The following is a 15,151-nucleotide window of genomic DNA, read 5'->3' as shown; positions in this document are numbered from 1 at the left end:
TTGTCGTTGATTGTTATTGATGAAAGCCATCCCAGCACGCCTGCGCCAGTCGGCCGATCGTTTCGAGCGCGATGGTGTATCCCGGCGTGCCGTCGGGCATGGTTTGCGGCACCTCATCGGTATAGGCGGTGATGATGAAGGACGGCGCGCCGTTTCTGTAGACGATGCCCGCATCCATGCGACCACGTTTGCCGCGACCGCTCTTGCTCGCCACCACGGCCTCGAACGGCAGGCGGGAACGAATTCCATAACGCAAAATCTGGTTCTTCAGCGTCTGCATCGCCCATTCGCACAATTGCGCACTGCATCCGAGCTTCGCCTGCGCTTGCCGTGAGGACTGGGCATCGAGAATGGTCTGCAACAGCAACACCTGGTCCGCCGCCGACGTTGTGGTGACGGTTTTAAGCGGATGGTCCGCCGCCAGTGCCAATGGCGGAATGAGAAAACGATGATGGGTGTTGGACATGCCGAGCGATTTGCAATAGCCGTCCACCTCTTCCAGCGTCAGCCTCTCCAGCACCATCTTGGTGCAGACATTATCGCTCAGCACCATCATGCCGGCGACGGCATCGCGTAGCGAAATCACGATGCCCGGGGTCATGTAGCGGAACATGCCGCTCGCCACCTCTTCCGCCAGCCGTTTTTCATAGGTGACGGGCTGGTCGAGATCGATCCGCCCTTCGCTGGCGGCCGTGAGCACTGCCATCATGATCGACGTCTTGCGGGTGCTGCCCGATGGCGTCTCCTCGTTTTCTCCCCGGCCGATCTCTTCACCGGTCAGGAGATTGCGCACCATGAAGCGCGTCACGAAAGGCTGTGCATCACAGATCGCATTTAATTGGGCAGCCACAGTCATTGTCATCTTCCTGTTAAACTTCATCTTCCAGACGCCATTTCAGTGTCACGCCGCCCTTTTCATTCTGGTCGAGGGCGGGAATGGCCGAGAGCAGCCGGCGCGTATAGGCATCCTTCGGACTGTCGAAAATCGTGTCGCGGTCACCCTCTTCGATGATGCGCCCGTCCTGCATGACGACGACACGGTCGGCCACCTGCTCCACCACACCGAGATCGTGGCTGATGAACAGGCAGGAAAAGCCGTAACGTTTCTGCAAATCGGAAAAGAGATCGAGCACCTGCGCCCGCACCGTCACGTCGAGTGCCGAGACCGGTTCGTCGGCGATCAGGAACCGCGGACGGCGGGCAATGGCGCGGGCAATCGCCACGCGCTGGCGCTGGCCGCCGGAAAGCTCGTGCGGATAACGGGCGGCGTAGTCAGCGCCGAGCCCCACTTCCTCCAGTGTTTCCAGCGCCCGCTTGCGCTTGGCGGCCTGATCGAGGTCAGGCATGAGGCGCAATGCCTCCTCCACCAGCGCCTGAATGGTCATGCGCGGATCAAGCGAGGAATAGGGATCCTGAAACACCATCTGGCAATTCAGGCGATAATCCTTCCAGTCCTCGTTGCGCTCGCGGCCCTGAAAGCGGATATGCCCTTCGCTTTCCTTGACGAGACCGGCGATGGTGCGGCCGAGCGTCGTCTTGCCGGAACCGGAGCCGCCAACCAGCGCCACGACCTCACCCTCATGAATATCGATGCTGACGCCATGCAGCGCGCGCTTTGGCTTGGCTTTCTTCAGCAGGGAGTTGCGGCCGGCATAATCGACAACGATATCGCGGGCCGAAACCATCGGCGCTTTGGAGGTGTCGATACGGCGCGGCTCGCCACGGAACGGCAGAGAGGAAAGCAGCTTCTTGGTATATGGGTGCTGCGGCGCGTCCAGCAGGTCCTCGGTACGGCCCTGCTCGACAATCGCGCCTTTTTCCATGACCACGATGCGTCTGGTATAACGCGCCACCATCGGCAGATCATGGCTGATGAGCAAAACGGCGGTGCCTTCCGCACGTGTCAGCTCCACCATCAGTTCCATGACATCGCGCTGGATGACAGCGTCAAGTGCCGTCGTCGGCTCGTCGGCAATCAGCAAAGCGGGTTTCAACAGCATGACCGAGGCCAGCATGATGCGCTGGCGCATGCCGCCGGAAAACTCATGCGGATAGGCCGTCAACGCGCCTTCGGGATCGCGGATGCCAACCCGGCTCAGCATGTCGAGAATTCTCGCGCGGCGGTCTTCTCCCGACAGTTTCGTGTGAAGGATCAGCCCCTCTTCCAGCTGCCGGCCTATCGTCATTGATGGATTGAGGGAGGTCATCGGCTCCTGAAACACCACACCGATCTCTGCGCCGCGCAGACTTCGAAGCGCCTTCACCGGCAGGGACATCACATCCTGCCCCTTGTAGACGATCGATCCGCCGGTGACAGCGATGGCCGGTGGCAGAAGCGAGATGAGCGCGCGGGTGGCGAGCGTCTTGCCCGAACCGCTTTCACCGACGATGCCGAAGATTTCGCCCGCGGCTATATCGAAGGAAACATCCTTGACCACCCGATGGCCGGTTCTGGCGACTTCGAGCGAAAGGCCCCGAACGGTGAGAAGTGTATTATCAGTCATTTGAGACCTCTCATGCGCGGGTCAAGCCTGTCGCGGAGGGCATCGCCCAAAAGATTGATGCCGAGCAGCGTCAGCGCGATGCAGAGACCGGGGAAAAGACCCAGCCACACGGCCTGCTGGATGAAGGGTCGGCCGGCGGCCAGCATATTGCCCCAGGTGGGGGCCGGCGGCGGCACACCAAGGCCAAGGAAGGAGAGCGCGCTTTCCGACAGAATGGCCCAGCCAAACATGGAAGTGGCAAGAACCGTGATCGGCGCGATGCAATTGGGCAGGATGTGGCGGAACATGGTGTAGATTTCACCATTGCCCATCACCAGCGACGCCTCGATGAATTCACGCTCACGCAGAGAAAGCACGGCACCGCGCACCACGCGGGCCATGGATGGCGTATAAGCGATACCTAGAGCGAAGATGATGCCATACTGGTTTGCGCCGAACACCGCGAGAAGGCCCAGCGCCAGCAGAATGCCGGGAAAGGCGAGAAGCGCATTGTTGATGGCCATGATGACGCCATCCACCCAGCCCCGCGCATAACCGCTGACAAGGCCGATCAGCGTGCCGCAGATCGTCGCGAAGCTGACCGTCAGGAAGCCGATCCAGACGCTGGCACGTGCGCCGACCATCAGGCGGCTCAAAACATCGCGCCCGAATTCATCGGTGCCGAGAAGATGGCTGGCGCTTGGACTGGCCAGACGCGAGGCGAAACCGAGCTTCATTGGATCATAAGGTGTCCAGAACAGGCCGGTTGCGGCGGTAATGAGCAGGAGGGCGATGAGAAAGCCGCCGATAAGCCCGTTGAGTGTGAACTTTTTCATTCGGCAACCACGCGCGGATCGAAGAGGGGATAGAGGAGGTCGACGAACAGGTTGACCAGAACATAGGAGAGCGAGACGAACAGCAGGCAGCCCTGTATGACCGGATAGTCGCGGGCAAAAATACTGTCGACCATCAACCGCCCGAGGCCCGGAATGGTGAACACTGTTTCGATGACGGCGATGCCGCCGAGAAGATTGCCAAGGATGAGGCCGATCATTGTCCAGGTCGGACCGAAGGCATTCTTGAAGGCGTGCCGCCAGAGAACGGCGCTTTCCGAAAGGCCCTTGGCGCGGGCGTGGGTGATGTAATCAAGCCGCAGAACCTCCAGCGTCGAGGCGCGCGCCATGCGGATCAGAACACCCATTTCGTGGATTACCAGCGTCATGACGGGCAGGACGAGATAAAGCATGCCGCCGACGAGATTGTCGCTGATCGACACATATCCGAGCACCGGCAGCCAGCCGAGTTTCAGGCCGAAAAACAGAAGAAGCAGAAGGCCAAGCCAGAACGTGGGAATGGACAGAAGCAGCGTCGCCGTTCCGACCAGCGCGAGATCAGTCAGGCTGTTCTGTTTCCAGGCGGCGATCACGCCTGCCGGAACCGCAATCAGGCTGGCGAGAAGCACCGCGACCACGACGATCTCGGCGCTGACGAGAAAGCGCGAGACGACCAACGGCAGCACCGGCTCGTCATTGACGATGGAGCGACCGAAATCGCCCTGCACCACATTGCCGGCCCAGATGACGAACTGTTGCGGCATGGACTTGTCGAGGCCGAGCTCGGTCCTCATGGCTTCGATCTGTTCCGGTTGCGCCATGTCGCCCAGCATCAGGGCGGCCGGATCGCCCGGAATGAAGCGGATGAGCGCAAACACCGTGATCGACACGAATGCGATCGTCGGCAGCGCCATCAAAAGACGGCTCAGTATGAATCTTATCATCGGTTCCCCACGATTGATGGCAGGTAATGACAGCCCGCCTCTATCGGTTTCATTGCTGGCGACTATGACGGATTGAGAAATATCGCGCAATATTATGCATAAACGTCATACATCTATGCAGAATGACGGCGCGGTCATCCTGATGAGGACAAGGACATCTTCCGCCCAAAATCCCGCTTCAGACGATCTTTTGCGAGAGCTGGATTTCCCGCTTCAAGGCATCGCTCAGCGCCTGCGCAGCGATGGAGAGCGGTGCCCCGGAGGCGCGGGCAAGACCGAACTCCTGCGTCGCCTGCGGGACGAACGGCCTCGCGACAACGGGCAGGTGCCGATAGAGGTTGGCATAAAAACTGCTGATGATCGTTACCCCCAACCCGTGCGCCACATAGGCGCAGGCGGAACTGTTGGTGTGAGTCTCGATCTTCACCATCGGTTTGACGCCAGCCTTTTTGAACACCTGATCGAGCGCCATGCGATTTGGCCGCTGGCGGCCGATCAGGATGAGCGGAATGTTGCGCAGGTCCTTCACGGTAATTTCGTCAAGCGCTGCCAGCGGATGATCCTCCCGGACCACGCACACACTCTTGCCGGTCGCGACACGCTCGACATCGATGCCCGGCCCGATCTCACCTTCCATCCGCAGGAAACCGAGATCAATCACCCGCTCGCCGACAAGCTTGTTGATGGCGGTCGTCGTCTCGAAAAAAGTCTCGATGCGAACGCCGGGAAAATCCCGGACATAGTCGATCAGCATGGCGGGCGCGAAATTTTCCCACATACTGCTCGGCAGCCCGATGCGCACGATTTCCGGACCAGCCGCACCATTCCGCAAATCTTCCGCATGACCGGACATGCGGTCGACCGCAAGCAGCACGTTTTCCGCATCCCGCGCAAGCAGCACCGCCTCCGGTGTCGGAATGAGCCGCCCTTTGTCGCGGGCAAACAGCGTCAGAGACAGGTCGGCCTCAAGCTGCGCCAGAAGCCGGCTGATACCGGATTGGCTAAGCCCCATTGCCTTGGCCGTGGCGATGGTCGAGCCGGTGGAAAGAAGCGTGCGAAGAACTTCGAGCTGCTTGATGTTCATGAGGCCAGCACCATGGATGAAGAGACAAGCCGGTTTCGGTTCTGACGTTTTGCCGCCGATAACGCTTCATGTCACCGGTTTTTTATCTCGCACGCGGCAACTGCCTAAAGTTCCACCGAATACACGGTGTCATGGGTGGCCACGCAAGCATCACCCGTGGAGGTAACCCAACCGCGGAACATGCCGGGGGTATTGTAGGGCGCTGCAATCCCGCCTTCGGCATCGATAGCCACAAGACCCGCGCCAATATCGTAGGGCGCCAGATCCTTATGGACGAGATTGCCAGCAGCCGTCTCCAGATCCTGCCCGAGATAGGCGACGCGGGATGCGATCTCGTGACCGACGACGTAGCGGATGAAAAATTCGCCCTTGCCGGTGCCGGAAACCGCGCAGGCCCCATCCCGTGCATAGGTGCCTGCCCCGATCACCGGGCTGTCACCCACCCGGCCATCGGGCTTGTTGGTGTAGCCACCTGTCGAGGTGGCCGCGGCAAGATGGCCCGCCGCATCGAGCGCCACCGCACCCACGGTTCCGTGTTTCTCGTTTTCCGTCGCTTCCGTGCCAGCGGCGGCGTGGCGCTTCATCGCCGCCAGTGCTTCACGGCGCTTTTGAGTCGTGAAATAGGATTGCGGCTCGGTCGCGAGCCCCTTTTCCTCTGCAAAGCGGTCGGCCGCCTCCCCCGTCAGATAGACGGCACGGTCATCCGCCATCAGTGCGCGGGCGGCTTTCACCGGATTGCGAATGGCGCGGGACGCGCTGATCGCGCCCGCTGCCAATGTGGCACCATCCATGATCGAGGCATCGAGTTCGTGGATGCCGTTCTCGTTCAGTGCGGCGCCATGCCCTGCGTTAAAATGCGGGCTGTCCTCCATGACAACGACCGCCGCCTCGACCGCCTCAAGCGCGGTTCCGCCAGCCTTCAATACGCCATAACCGGCACGCAGCGCCGCTGCCAGATCATCGCGCGCAGCGGTCCACTCCTCTGAAGTCATGCTGTCTTCCGGCATAACGCCGCAACCACCGTGAATGGCCAGTGCGATCTTCGTCATGTTCTCTCCCCTCGTCGCCCCGCCCACCGCAGGGCCTCTTACCATCAATGAAAGGCGATATCGCCGATGACCCGCACGCGAACCCGCCGCGCGCCGCCAGGCAGATAGGCAATCGGGATATCTTCCACCTCAAGCGTCTTCAGGCTCGCTCGCTCCGCTCCAGAAGCAATCGCCGCGTTCTGCGCCTCGGTCTCTGCTTTCGCAAGCGCCTCCTCGCGGCTCAGGCCGGAAAAGACCTGGTCAACCTCGCCGGAAACCTGCGCCATCGCCGCGCCCAGCGCATTGGCAACGCCGGCATTTTCCACACGCAGCACTTCCGACGCACCCGGAACCGTCTCGGGAATCAAAAACGCCCCGCCGCCGACGGCAACGAGCGGCACATCTTCGGCCGAGGTCTTCATCTGGTCGAAACTGTCGGCCACCATGTCACGGATGCGTTGGAGTGTGGCCTGCACGAAAGCCGGATCGAGGCCTTTGACACGGTCGCGGTCACCCATCTCGATCAGCCCCGCCGCTACGGCGATGTCCGATGTCGTGAGCGTCTCGCCGCCGAAAACACGGGCCTGCGTCAGGATGCGATAACCGACCGAGCGTGGACCGATCTTGCCCGTCTCAGGATCAACGATCGTGCCGCCGCCGAGTGCAATCGGCAGAAGATCGGGCATGCGGAAGAGCGTGCGCACCCCGCCAATATGGACGATATTGTTCGCTTCCCGCGGAAAACCGCCGACAAGGCAGCCAATATCGGAAGTCGTGCCGCCGACATCCACCACCATGGCATCGGTTAGCCCGGTGAGGAAGGCAGCACCCCGCATTGAGTTCGTCGGGCCGGAAGCGAAGCTGTGCACCGGGTTGGCAGCGGCGACATCCGCGAGCGCCACCGTGCCGTCATTCTGGGTCAGATAGAATGGCGCCTTCACACCTGCTTCGCGCAACGCATCCGAAAATGCCTGAACGGTTGTCCTGCCAAGGGTTTGCAGTGACGCGTTCAGCAGGGCGACGTTTTCCCGCTCCAGAAGCCCGATGCGGCCAAGCGTATGGGAAAGCGTGATGCGTGCATCGGGAATGACCGAACGGACGATTTCCGCCGCCCGCACTTCGCATTCCGTTGTCAACGGCGAGAAGGTTGCCGAAATGGCGATGGAAGTGATGCCCGCATCGCGGATTTTCATCGCCGCCTCCCGAATTTCATCGGGAATCATCGGCACCAGCGGGCTGCCGTCATATTCATGGCCACCATGGACCATGAAAATCAACGGATCGACAGCATCGTACAAATCTTTTGGCCAGTCGCACATGGGCGGCAGCGAAGAACCGGTCGGCAGAGCGATGCGGATGGCTGCAACCCGTTCCAGCCGGGCGCGCTCCACCACCGCATTGGTGAAATGGGTGGTGCCGATCATCACCGCGTCGATCGGTCGATCCGTCGCGCCGAAATGGCCGGACACATGGGCGAGCGCTGCTTTTACGCCCGACAGGACATCCTGCGTGGTCGGAACCTTGATGGAGGCGACAATGGTGTCTCCATCGATCAAAACGGCATCCGTATTGGTGCCGCCAACGTCAATACCGATGCGTTTCATGGGAATACCGATCTGAAGTCAATGTCATAACCGAAGGCGTGCGGGCCGACGGCGGCGATGCCGGCAGGCGTCGTCAAAAGCTCGGGTGCCGGCAGGGCGACAACCGTCACGCGCTGGCCGTAACGCACCGATTCCGTACCGATGGCGCCGCCGGAAACCGTATCGAGAAGGCAAAGAAGGTCCGGCGTCATGGCGACTGGCTGGCCATCGCGGAAGGCAACGGCCCACTCATTCTGGAATGCGAGCTCCATGCGCGAACCACGGTCGGCATCAATGCCTTCAATAGTCGTGCTGCCACGCAGGAAACCACCCGTGGTCTCGCGGGCCACATCCACCACCTTGCCGCGAAACAGCTGCTTGCCGCCCTCGTGGTCGAGAACCGCCTGAACGGGATCGTCATGGCGCGCACGGGCCTCCATCAAGGCGCGCCCGAGTTCGGTCGCCTTGGTGACGGTATAATGAATGCCCCACTCCTTCACTTCCTTGCCGGTGCGCGGCGCCTTGCAGGTGGCGGCGGTGGAGCCGACTTCGGTGCAGACCTTACGCGAGATACGCTCCATCCATTTCCACGAGGCAGCCCGCGTTACGATCACCTCATTGTCGCGCACATCGACCAGCGACAGCGGAAACATCGGCAGGTTGCCGATGGCGAAGGATGTCATCTGCGCTTCCGGATAGGCACGTCCCATGGCGTCGGCATTAACGACCGGCCGGTCGAGGACGGCGGCAGCGAGGAAAGACGAGAGCGCGTTGGAGCCGCCGATCTCCACACTCATGATCGCCCGGAACGGCTTGCCGAGATAATCCTCCATGACCTCGACAGCGCGGGCAAGATGCACGGGGTCTCCCAGCCGTTCCTGACCGACAAGCGGGGCACCCATCTTCGAGACGACGGCGACCATGTCGTCATCGGCAAGCGCCATGGGATCCATGACCTTGACCCGTCGCCCCTCGGCATAGAGACGCCGCAGATTGAGCGTCGAGATATAGGGATTGCCGCCGCCCCCCGTTCCCAGAATCCAGGCACCGGTGGCCAGAGGTTCGATATCGTCTTCGGAAAATTCCTGGATCATGCGTCATCCTCGGGCATGCCGCAGCCTTTCCGGCCGCAGGCGATGCTCCTTCCCTTTGAAGTTCCAAGTCTGCCAACCCCGCCATCTGGGCGGGGTCGGTTTTCATGAGGTAAAGATCACTCGGCCTTGCAGTCCCAATGGAAGTTGGAGAAGTTCAGGTCCCAGCTCTGCATGGGGATGAACTCGTAACCCTGAAGGCACTTGTTCGCCGCATAACGGCGGTTCGGCGCAACCGCCCAGACGTCAGGCTGAAGATCAACGATCTTCGTCTGCAGCTCCTTGTAGGTAGCGTTCTGCTCGTTCACATCAGTGGTGGCGCGAACCTTGTCGATCAGCCCGTCGATTTCCGCGTTCTGCAGCCATTCCATCGACATCCAGGTACCGGATGCCTTGGAATGGTACTGGTTGTAGAACATCGAGTCCGGCGACGGATAGGTCGGCGAGATGTTCACCTGCGTCGATGCCGGCGTTGTTTCGGGCTTGGAAGAAAGCTCGACGATACGGTTCCACGGCTCAGGCTTGATATCGAGCGTGATGCCGATCTGCTCGAGGCTCGACTGCAACAGCAGCGCCACTTCCGCCTCGAAGGCGAGCGACGCGACATAGCTGTTGACGAGCGTGATCTTCTGGCCGGCATATTTCGACTTCGCCAGCTCTTCCTTGGCTTTTTCCAGATCGTAGACGCCCGGCTGGATATCGCCATTATGCGCGTCCTTGAACGCGTCAGAGAGCGGTCCCTTCATATCGAAGCCCGGATAGATCACTTCCTGGATCGTCTTGTAGTCGGTCGCATAGGCGATGGCGCGACGAACGTGGACGTCGTCGGTCGGATAGACCTTGGTGTTGAGCTTGATGACGAAGCCGCCGGCGGTGCGGGTCTGGATCAGCTTGTAACCCTTCATCCGGCCGATGGATTCATAGGTGTCGTTGCCGAGCCCGTGCGAGGAAAGGCCGAGCTCGCCCTTTTCCGCCAACGCCTTGACGGTGGCGTCGTCGCTGGTCTGCACGAAGCGCACTTCATCGATCGGCTTGCCCTTGGTCCAGCCGAGGAAATAATCGGCATTGCGGGCGATGACCATGTCGGCGGAGCGGTTGTAGCTGACCAACTTGTAGGGGCCGGAACCGGCGGAATGTTCCCCGACATAAGCCTCACCCCATTTGTCTTCGGGCTTGGCATTGGCTTCGATCAGCGTCTTGTTCATCGCCATCATCAGCGGCGTCGCCGCCATGAAGGGCGAGAACTGGCGTTCGATCTTCATGACCAGGGTTGCATCGTCAGGCGCGGTCACGTTTTCAGGTTTCAGCACGCCGACGATGAGGTTCGACGGGCCCTTGTTGATGCCGAGCAGGCGCTGGATCGACCAGGCAAGATCGGCCGCCTTCACTGCCGTACCGTCCTGGAATTTCGCATCGTCGCGCAGGTGGAAGGTGTAGGTCAGGCCGTCCTCGGAAATCTCCCAGGATTTCGCCAGATGCGGTACGATTTCGCCCTTGGCGTTTACCGTGGTCAGACCGTCATACATGTTCACGATGGCCATGTAGCCGGTGTAGTCAGTCACTTTCGCAGGGTCGAGAGAGCTGAATATCTGCATGGTGTTGACCGCGACCGACACCTTGTCTTCCGCAAGGGCTGCAGAAGAAAGGACCGGCAACGCGAGCGCCGTGCCGAGTGCCAGCGCGGCGAGACGGGAAGAAACTACAGGCATTTTCATTATCGTTCTCCTCTTTATTGCGGGTCATTGGGCCCGCTTATGGTTAGGAAGCCTTGCTGACCGGAACGGGCAGCGGTGAGAAAGGAATGTCCGGATAGCCGAAGGCCGCCGGCCCGACGACCTCAAGCGCGCGGGCGCTGCGCAGCAGGTCGTGGCAGGGGATGGCGATGACGGCCACGCGCTGGCCATAGCGCAGCACTTCGGTGGTGATCGGATAACCGGTGTCGACATCGAGCAGAACGATCAGATCGGGCACCGTCACTTCCACCTTGCCATCACGGGAAAAGAGCAGGAATTCGTTCTGGATGGCGACGCCTGCCGTCTGGCCGGCGCAATCATCGAAGCCGGAAAGCGTGAGATCGCCGACGGCGAAACCGCCGCGAAGATGGCGCTTCAGATCGGTGATCTTGCCGTTGAAGATGCGCCGCCCGCCTTCGAGCGCGCAGACTGCAGCAATAGGGTCTTCCTGTTGCTTGCGGGCACGGATCACCGCCTCACCGATGGCAATGGCCTTGGTGTAGGTTTTCGGAATGCCATACTGGTGCACGTAGTGCGCCTGCATCGGCGCGGTCGCCAGCATGGCGCCACCGCCCTGCGAGACGACGCAAGCGCGTGCCATACGCTCGTGCCAGACCTCGGAAACGGCATGGCTGAAGATGACGGCATTACCGTGCAGATCGCACATCACCGAGGGCGTGGAACTATGGCCATAGATGGAGAAGGTGGTCATCTGCATTTCCGGGAAAGCCCGGCCCATGCCATCGCAATCGAGGATCGGCAGGCCGCCCAGCGCCGCCGTCACCAGTGGGTTCATGGAATTGGAACCGCCGATTTCCTCGCAGACGATGGCGTCAACTGGCGTGCGGATCAGCTCTTCCATCGCCCGCAGGCAACGCAGGCCTTCACGGCCTTCGCGAATGCGCTCGACGCCGACGACAGGCGCGCCGATACCGCCGATGGACATGCAGAGCGCGTCCGGCTCGATGGCGTCGGTTGCGAGAATCTTCATCTCGTAGCCGGCCTTCATGGCCTCCAGCGCCAGAAGCTTGCCGAGATAGGGATTGCCGCCGCCGCCCGTGCCGAGAATGCCGGCGCCGATTTCCAATGCGTCCAGGTCCTCACGGGTCAGCGTCCGCAATGCCGCCTCGTCATATTTCAGCTTGCGTGTCTCAGCCATGATTGGCTCCCATTTCTCCAACAACTTTCACATGAATGCGGGTGGCGTTGCCGGGCAGGTAAGCCAGCGGCATATCCTCGCGCTCGATCACTTCGAGCGTCGCGGCAATCGCGCCGGCGGCAACCGCCTTTTCGCGGGCCTCCGCTTCTGCCTCCGCCAGTGCGCTCTCGCGCGTGCGTCCATCGACGAGTGAGAAGACCCGGTCGGTCTCACCGCTGATCTGCGCAATGGCCGCGCCAACGGCATTGGCCACCGCGAAATTCTCAGGCCGGATAACCTCAAGATCACCGATGCGATCCGGCATCAGGATGGAACCGCCGCCAACGGCGATAACCGGCACTGGTGACGATGAGATGCGGCTGCGCTCCACGCAGGCTTCAAGCATGTCGTTGATCTTGTTGACGGCCGCATCCACGAGCTTTTTGTCAAGGCTGGAAACCAGCTTTTTCTCGCCAACATCGGCCTTGCCGGAGGCAACCGCGATATCGGTCGCCGTCAGGGTCGAGCCACCGAAGCAGAGCGCCTCGCGGCGGACGCGGTAACCAACGGATTTCGGCCCGACAGTCAGGCCATGGTCGCCATTGACCACAAGCGAACCGCCGCCGAGACCGATGGAGAAAACGTCAGGCATGCGGAAATTGGTGCGCACGCCTCCAATATCCACCGTGGTCGAGGCCTGACGCGGGAAGCCGTGTGAAAGCGAGCCGACGTCCGACGTGGTGCCGCCGACATCCACGACCACGGCATCCTTGAGACCGGTGAGAAAGGCCGCACCACGCATGGAGTTCGTCGGACCGGAGGCGAAGGTGAGCACGGGGAAACCGCGCACCACATCAGCCGCCATCAGCGTACCGTCGTTCTGTGTGATATAGAACGGGCAGGTGATGCCCGCAGCCTTCAGCGCTTCGCCGAAAGCCGCAACCGTGCGGTCGGCAAGCGACAGCAGGCTGGCATTCATGATTGCCGCACTTTCGCGTGCAAGCAGGCCATGGCGGCCGATATCCTTGGACATCACCACCGGTAGACCCGGGCAGCGTTCCTGCAGGATTTCTTTCGCCCGAAGTTCCATCGCATCGTTGATGCCGCTGAAAACGCAGGTCACGGCGGCGGCCTTCAGGCCCTTGGCGCGAATATCGGCGGCGATGCGGACGATTTCGTCCTCATCGAGCGGCGAAATTTCGCGGCCGTCGAATTCATAACCGCCGCGCACCTGATAACCGTGGTTGCCGACGATTTCCTTGAGATCATCCGGCCAGTCGACCATGGGCGGCAGGCCGGCACCGGACGGCAGGCCGAGCCGGATGGCTGCAACCTCGTCCATATGCCGGCGCTCGATCACCGCATTGGTGAAATGTGTGGTGCCGATCATCACGGCACCGATGCGCGCCCTGTCTATGCCCGATGCCTCGATGACCTTTTCCAGGGCTTCGATGACGCCTGACGTCACATCCTCTGTCGTGGAGGCCTTCACCCCCGCCAGAACGGTCTTATCCTGCAACACAACGGCATCGGTATTCGTGCCGCCGACGTCAATTCCAACGCGATACACGTCAGGCTCCTCTTTCATCAATCGGTCGATTTAACGAGGAAGCGCATGCGCTCCTCCTCGGTCACCGTGGGTTTGAGACGTTCTTCCTCGTCGGTGACGACGGGGATGGCCGCGATCAGGGCGCGGGTGTAGGGATGGGCCGGTTCGGCGAAGACCGCCGACGTCACGCCCTCTTCGACAATCTCGCCCCGCAGCATGATGGCGATGCGCGAACAGAAATTGCGCATCAGCGACAGGTCGTGCGAGATCATCAGATAGGTCAGGCCAAGCTCCTCACGCAGCTGCAGCAGAAGGTCGATAACCGTCTTCTGCACGGACACATCGAGTGCGGCCGTTGGCTCATCGAGGATGAGAATTTTCGGCTCAGCCGCCAACGCCCGGGCAATCGCCACACGCTGCTTCTGGCCGCCGGACAGCTCATGCGGATATTTGCCAAGATAGGATTGCGGCAGCCGCACCAGCCCCATCAGTTCCTGCATGCGGTTCTCACGCGCCTGCCGATCCATGCCGATGGATTTCAGCGGCAAGGCAAGCGTCTGTTTCACCGTGCGCTTCGGATTAAGCGAGGTGCCCGGGTTTTGATAGACGATCTGCGTCAATCGCTTGCCGCGCGCAGGCGCGGGAGCGTCAATGACAAGATTGCCGTAGGTCGGGCGCGAAAGGCCCATGATCATACGGGCGACGGAGGTTTTGCCGGAGCCGGATTCACCCGCCAGGCCGAATACCTCGCCTTCCTTGAGCGTCAGATTCACATCCCGCACGGCGTGATAACCGTTGCGCCGACCATAAATCTTGTTCAGCCCTTCGATGGTGACGATGGGCGAACGCGTGCTCTGCGCCAGATCGGTCACGCGCGGGCCATAAAGCGGAGGCACGGCATCCAGAAGCGAGCGCGTGTAATCCTCGGCGGGGCTATGGAGGATTTGCGCGCAGGGTCCGGTCTCGACGATATCGCCGTGATGCATAACCACGACCCGATCCGCCACCTTGCGCACGACGCCGAGATTGTGGGTGATCATCAAGAGCGCCATGTTTTCTTCGGCGACCAGCTGGTTGATGAGATTGAGGATTTCATCCTGCGTCGTCACATCAAGTGCCGTGCCCGGCTCGTCCGCGATCAGGAGCTTCGGCTGATGCAGCAGGGCAAGCCCGATCAACACGCGCTGGCGCATACCGCCCGAAAGTTCGGACGGATAGGCGTTCATCACCCGCTCGGTGTCGGCAAGCTGCACCCGGCGCAAAACGGCTCCGATGCGGTTGCGACGCTCGGACTTGGACGAGTTGATTCCATCGCGCTTATCGGCAAAACGCATGACATCATCGAGATGCGTGCCGATCTTGAAGACCGGGTTGAAGGAGGAGAGCGGGTCCTGCATGATCAGCGAAAACGCGGTCCCCTTCAGGGCCTCACGCTCCCTGCGTGGCATGTACAGCACATCCCGGCCATCGATGATGATGGCACCTGATGTGATCGCGGCGTTTTTCGGCAGGGTACCGATGATTGCCTTCGCCGTGACGGATTTGCCCGACCCGGTTTCGCCGATCAACGCCACGCGTTCGCCGGCGGCAACCGTGAAGGCGACATCGCGCAGCACCTGCCGGGTGCGGCCGTAATTGGTGAAGGTGACGTTGAGGTTTTCGACCTTGAGAAGCGGTTCAGTCAT

At 61.1% G+C, this 15,151-nt stretch carries 12 protein-coding genes; all 12 read right to left on the bottom strand.

The genetic code is table 11. The features are described from left to right. Positions 1–13 precede the first annotated feature (13 nt). Positions 14–856: a serine hydrolase gene (locus EYD00_RS20880; protein WP_034498292.1), complete on the bottom strand. Its 843-nt coding sequence runs from the start codon at positions 854–856 to the stop codon at positions 14–16. Positions 857–869: 13 nt separating this feature from the next. After that, positions 870–2,504, bottom strand: a complete 1,635-nt coding sequence (locus tag EYD00_RS20875; RefSeq protein ID WP_034498295.1) for an ABC transporter ATP-binding protein — start codon at positions 2,502–2,504, stop codon at positions 870–872. Then, complete coding sequence (locus EYD00_RS20870; RefSeq protein WP_004438408.1) at positions 2,501–3,319, bottom strand: ABC transporter permease; 819 nt, start codon at positions 3,317–3,319, stop codon at positions 2,501–2,503. The genes EYD00_RS20875 and EYD00_RS20870 overlap by 4 nt, the downstream gene beginning before the upstream one ends. Continuing rightward, positions 3,316–4,260, bottom strand: coding sequence for an ABC transporter permease (locus EYD00_RS20865; RefSeq protein WP_004438407.1), 945 nt, complete (start codon positions 4,258–4,260; stop codon positions 3,316–3,318). Before EYD00_RS20865 ends, EYD00_RS20870 begins: the two co-directional genes overlap by 4 nt. A gap of 178 nt (positions 4,261–4,438) precedes the next feature. Further along, entirely contained in the window at positions 4,439–5,344 is a 906-nt protein-coding gene (locus EYD00_RS20860; RefSeq protein ID WP_004438405.1) for a LysR family transcriptional regulator, read from the bottom strand. 104 nt (positions 5,345–5,448) lie between these two features. Further along, entirely contained in the window at positions 5,449–6,393 is a 945-nt protein-coding gene (locus EYD00_RS20855) for an isoaspartyl peptidase/L-asparaginase family protein (protein ID WP_034498298.1), read from the bottom strand. Positions 6,394–6,437: 44 nt separating this feature from the next. Then, entirely contained in the window at positions 6,438–7,976 is a 1,539-nt protein-coding gene (locus tag EYD00_RS20850) for a hydantoinase/oxoprolinase N-terminal domain-containing protein (protein ID WP_034498300.1), read from the bottom strand. Continuing rightward, on the bottom strand, positions 7,973–9,049 hold the full coding sequence (locus tag EYD00_RS20845) for an S-methyl thiohydantoin desulfurase family protein (RefSeq protein WP_034498301.1): 1,077 nt from the start codon (positions 9,047–9,049) through the stop codon (positions 7,973–7,975). The genes EYD00_RS20850 and EYD00_RS20845 overlap by 4 nt, the downstream gene beginning before the upstream one ends. 116 nt (positions 9,050–9,165) lie before the next feature. Beyond that, on the bottom strand, positions 9,166–10,761 hold the full coding sequence (locus tag EYD00_RS20840) for an ABC transporter substrate-binding protein (protein ID WP_034498302.1): 1,596 nt from the start codon (positions 10,759–10,761) through the stop codon (positions 9,166–9,168). Positions 10,762–10,804: 43 nt separating this feature from the next. Continuing rightward, a complete protein-coding gene (locus EYD00_RS20835) occupies positions 10,805–11,938 on the bottom strand; it encodes an S-methyl thiohydantoin desulfurase family protein (RefSeq protein WP_034498305.1) in 1,134 nt (377 codons plus the stop codon). Further along, on the bottom strand, positions 11,931–13,487 hold the full coding sequence (locus tag EYD00_RS20830; RefSeq protein WP_034498553.1) for a hydantoinase/oxoprolinase N-terminal domain-containing protein: 1,557 nt from the start codon (positions 13,485–13,487) through the stop codon (positions 11,931–11,933). Before EYD00_RS20830 ends, EYD00_RS20835 begins: the two co-directional genes overlap by 8 nt. Before the next feature lie 17 nt (positions 13,488–13,504). After that, positions 13,505–15,151 (bottom strand): nickel ABC transporter ATP-binding protein NikE, encoded by a 1,647-nt coding sequence (gene nikE, locus EYD00_RS20825; protein ID WP_034498307.1) that lies wholly within the window; start codon positions 15,149–15,151, stop codon positions 13,505–13,507.

The sequence above is a fragment of the Agrobacterium sp. 33MFTa1.1 genome (genome assembly GCF_004328495.1).
In the GTDB taxonomy this organism is placed as follows: domain Bacteria; phylum Pseudomonadota; class Alphaproteobacteria; order Rhizobiales; family Rhizobiaceae; genus Agrobacterium; species Agrobacterium pusense.
Note: the sequence above shows the minus strand (reverse complement) of the source record. Positions and strands in the feature narration are given on the sequence as shown.